The organism is Candidatus Protofrankia californiensis, assembly GCF_900634765.1.
GTDB lineage: Bacteria > Actinomycetota > Actinomycetes > Frankiales > Frankiaceae > Protofrankia > Protofrankia californiensis.
Window position 1 is genome coordinate 12,045 of sequence record NZ_CAAAFT010000333.1, and the last position, 3,150, is coordinate 15,194.

General features: G+C 70.8%; 6 protein-coding genes. All 6 read right to left on the reverse strand.

The window, feature by feature from the left end; translation table 11 throughout:
* Positions 1–62 precede the first annotated feature (62 nt).
* The gene (locus DD1DGNOD_RS17410) at positions 63–359 is read right to left on the reverse strand and encodes a nitrogen fixation protein NifZ (RefSeq protein WP_131767514.1); all 297 of its coding nucleotides are present in this window, start codon (positions 357–359) and stop codon (positions 63–65) included.
* Positions 359–697: a nitrogenase-stabilizing/protective protein NifW gene (gene nifW, locus DD1DGNOD_RS17415; RefSeq protein ID WP_131767515.1), complete on the reverse strand. Its 339-nt coding sequence runs from the start codon at positions 695–697 to the stop codon at positions 359–361. Before nifW ends, DD1DGNOD_RS17410 begins: the two co-directional genes overlap by 1 nt.
* Positions 694–903, reverse strand: a complete 210-nt coding sequence (locus tag DD1DGNOD_RS17420; protein ID WP_241251615.1) for a CCE_0567 family metalloprotein — start codon at positions 901–903, stop codon at positions 694–696. The genes nifW and DD1DGNOD_RS17420 overlap by 4 nt, the downstream gene beginning before the upstream one ends.
* Positions 890–1,387, reverse strand: a complete 498-nt coding sequence (locus DD1DGNOD_RS17425) for a NifX-associated nitrogen fixation protein (protein WP_131767516.1) — start codon at positions 1,385–1,387, stop codon at positions 890–892. The genes DD1DGNOD_RS17420 and DD1DGNOD_RS17425 overlap by 14 nt, the downstream gene beginning before the upstream one ends.
* Positions 1,384–1,782 carry a nitrogen fixation protein NifX gene (gene nifX, locus DD1DGNOD_RS17430; RefSeq protein ID WP_131767517.1) on the reverse strand — a complete coding sequence of 133 codons (399 nt, stop codon included), beginning with the start codon at positions 1,780–1,782 and terminating at the stop codon, positions 1,384–1,386. Before nifX ends, DD1DGNOD_RS17425 begins: the two co-directional genes overlap by 4 nt.
* Positions 1,776–3,150 (reverse strand): nitrogenase iron-molybdenum cofactor biosynthesis protein NifN (gene nifN / locus DD1DGNOD_RS17435; RefSeq protein ID WP_346434342.1); only part of this gene is annotated, 1,375 nt, incomplete at its 5' end. The genes nifN and nifX, both read right to left, overlap by 7 nt.

A 3,150-nucleotide genomic window follows, 5' to 3' on the forward strand; every position in this document is an offset into this window, starting at 1 on the left:
GGACAGCACCGTCAGGGGTATCGGCTGCCCCGGCACCGACATCGGCTGGGTCGGCTGCGATGTCATGACTGCTCACCCCCATCACGACCCGGCGCAGCGGCCACCAGGTCCAGCTCACGCTCCAGACAGCCCACGACCCGGCCGTTGGTGAACGCGACCGCGTAGACGATGTGCTCCTGGAGGTAGACGCCCACGCCGTGCACGTGACCAACCGTCCCGGTCTCCACCAGCACGTCCCCGACGCTGATCCCCGGTTCGGGGAAGGTGCCGTCGTTACGCAGGTCCTTCACGGCCACAACGGTGTCCCCGACGTCGTAGGTGGCGTCGGAAAGCGACGGTTCCTCGAAACTGACGTCCATCAGGCACTCTTCTCGGCTTCAACGGTGACGGTGTCCACGGCGACGAACGCCTGGGGGGCGCGGTCGGCCAGGACCTTGAACAAGCGGTGGTCGAGCGCGGTGGCCGTGGTGAACGCCTCGTAGGAGGCGACCAGGGCGGCGCGGTAGGCGGCCAGCCGGTCCTCGGGCGAGGAGTTCTCCGCGTCTATCCGGGCCACGGCCGGGGAGAAGTGCCGCAGGATGTGCAGCCGGTTGACCGCAACCACCCGCGGGTCGAAGGGGACGTCCAAGGCCTGGAAGTAGTCCTCGGCGGTCCCGCACCGGCGGAACTGCGCCAACCGCTCGGTACCCGTCGTCATCGCGCGTCCACCTTCGCCAGTTCCCGTTCGATCTGGTGGATCTCGACGTAGGCGTTGTAGGTGGAGGTGGCCGTCTCCAGGATCCGCTCCCAGCCGATCGGCAGGTCCTCGGCCAGGTCGTGCAGGTCGAGTTTCAGGCGGGTGGCGAGACTGTTGAGCTTTTTCAGCTTCGTCCGCATCTCGGGGATCTCGTCAGGAGTCGTCACGGGCCACCTCCGGATAGGTACGGACGAGCGCGACGGCGGCGCGGACCAGCGCCTCGCCGCGCTCGGCAAGATGATCGATGGAGTCGAAGCCGAAACGGTGCGCGTCGCGCAGCACCGCGGAGGCGACCACGAGCCGGCCGGTGAACACCGTGACCCGGCCGAAGCCCTCGTGGCTGAGATCCAGCACGTAGCCGGTGACCAGGCCGGTCGCCTTCTCGACGCCGGCGGCGACCGCCTGGTAGTAGGCGCGCAGCCGTCCCTCGGTGGCCGGGTCTACATCACAGGAGATCCCCAGCTCGCGGCGGCGCTGTGGGGTGAGTACGAACGGGTCCAGCAGCTTCTCCCCGCCGAGGCGGTCGAGCTGGCCGTAGGTGTCCCCGGCCCGCAGCTGATCGACCAGGTCACGCAGGAATCCGGTGGTGACGTCCGCGGCCGGACTCGTGGCGGCGCCGGTGGTGTCACCGCCGGTGATGTCGACGGTCATCGCGGGCTCCAGTTGGGGGCGGCGCCGGACCCGCTCTGGCGCAGCAGTTTGCGCAGCCACGGCGGAGGGTTGCCGGCCAGGACACGCTGCAGCCGGACGATCTGGTCCGCGATCGAGGTGTCCTCGGTGACCTTCAGCGGATGGACGTGGGCCCGGACCACCTTCGCGGCGGCGGTCCCGCCGATCGCGGCGACGTGCAGGATCGCGCAGTCCCGGACGGCGTCCAGCCGGCTTTCGATCTTCTCGGCCTCGTCGTCGGCGGCCGGGTCGAGGACCCGGCTCTCATACAGCGAGGCGAGATCCCCGGACACCTCGTACACGTCGAACCGGCGGCACGAGCCGAAATGCTGATCGACGACGATGCCGTCGCTGGTGGCGAAGGCGACCTTCAACATGCCAGTTCCTCCAGTTGCTCGGCGGATGCCCGCCGCGCCCGCGACGGACCTGTCGCACGGTGTGACTCACGGTGTTCGAGCAGGCGGTTGGCTGCGTCCACGAGCAGCTGGAGGCTGCCCCGGTACCCGGACGTGGCGCGCAGCTGGGCGCCCATCCGGTCGTAGACGGGGAAGCCCATCGTCAGATGCGCCGCGCCGATCACAGCGGCCGCGTCAGCCCCGTGACTGGACGCGACGACCAGTTCGGCGCCGGCCGCCTCGGCCCGTTCGGACAGGTCGACGAAGTCGCCGATGACGACCTCCTCCCACGGCGCGCAGCGCAGCACGTCGGCGTCTGTCGGCGACACCGCGGTGACGATCTCGGCTCCGACGTCGTAGAGCAGCGAACCGACCGCCACGAGCTGGTCGGGTTCGAGCGCGATGGCCACCTTGGCCCCACCGAGGACGAAGTGGCTGTCCATCAGCCCGTCGGCCAGGCGCCGGCGCCAGCGTCGCGCCGCGTCCGGGGCGGCCACCCCGGTGTATCGGGTGAGGTCGGTGACGAGCCGGTCGGTGGCGGCCAGCCCGCTGGCGTGGTCGTGGGAGATCAGGGGGGCACCGGCCTTGGCCGCCAGCGCCCCGCCGGCGGCGGCCGCCGCGGACCCGATCGTGATGACGACCTCGCAGCTGGCCAGACCCAGCAGGGCGTCGACCGTCGTCCCCCCGGTGGTCAGCGGTGACCAGTTCTCGTCGAGATGGCCGTCAAGCGACCCGGACAGGTCGGGGACCACCACCGGATCGAGACCGAAGGCCCGGACGAGGTCGGCGATCTCGTCGAGATCCACCGCGGTCAGCGCCGGGCCGACGAGCACGGCGGCCCGGCCGGGGACCGTCACCCCGGTGGCCGGGACCGCGGCGACGATCCCCTGTAGCGCCGCGGACCATCCGTCCGACAGCCCGCCGTGGAAGTCCGGCGTGGACACCGGGATGACCATCGGGCCGCGGGAGCCCGCGGCGTACCGGGACGAGCCCAGGACGCCGAGCATGTCCTCCTCGCTGACCTCGGTGAGACCGGTGGTGAGCACCCCGACGACGTCCGGACGCTGCCGCTCGTTGATCGTGTCCAGTGCGCTGAGCAGCGAGTCGGACGAACCGAGGACGGCGCTGACGTCGTTGATGGCCGTGCTCTGCAACGGGATGGGCTCGCGGAAATGGCGGGTGAGCAGAGCCTTGGCAAACGCCGAGCAGCCCTGGGCGCCGTGCAGCAGCGGGATGCAGCGGGCCAGGCCGAGGAACGCCAGCGCGCCACCGAGGGGCTGGCTGTGCTTGAGCGGGTCGAACGCGGCCCCGCGCCCGCCGCTGGTGACACCGGCCATCAGAAGACCTCGT

Bases quoted from the DNA above. Each gene is read 5' to 3' on its own strand.
- DD1DGNOD_RS17410 (WP_131767514.1), bottom strand. From the start codon at position 359: ATGGACGTCAGTTTCGAGGAACCGTCGCTTTCCGACGCCACCTACGAC.
- nifX (WP_131767517.1), bottom strand. From the start codon at position 1,782: ATGTTGAAGGTCGCCTTCGCCACCAGCGACGGCATCGTCGTCGATCAG.
- nifW (WP_131767515.1), bottom strand. From the start codon at position 697: ATGACGACGGGTACCGAGCGGTTGGCGCAGTTCCGCCGGTGCGGGACC.
- DD1DGNOD_RS17425 (WP_131767516.1), bottom strand. From the start codon at position 1,387: ATGACCGTCGACATCACCGGCGGTGACACCACCGGCGCCGCCACGAGT.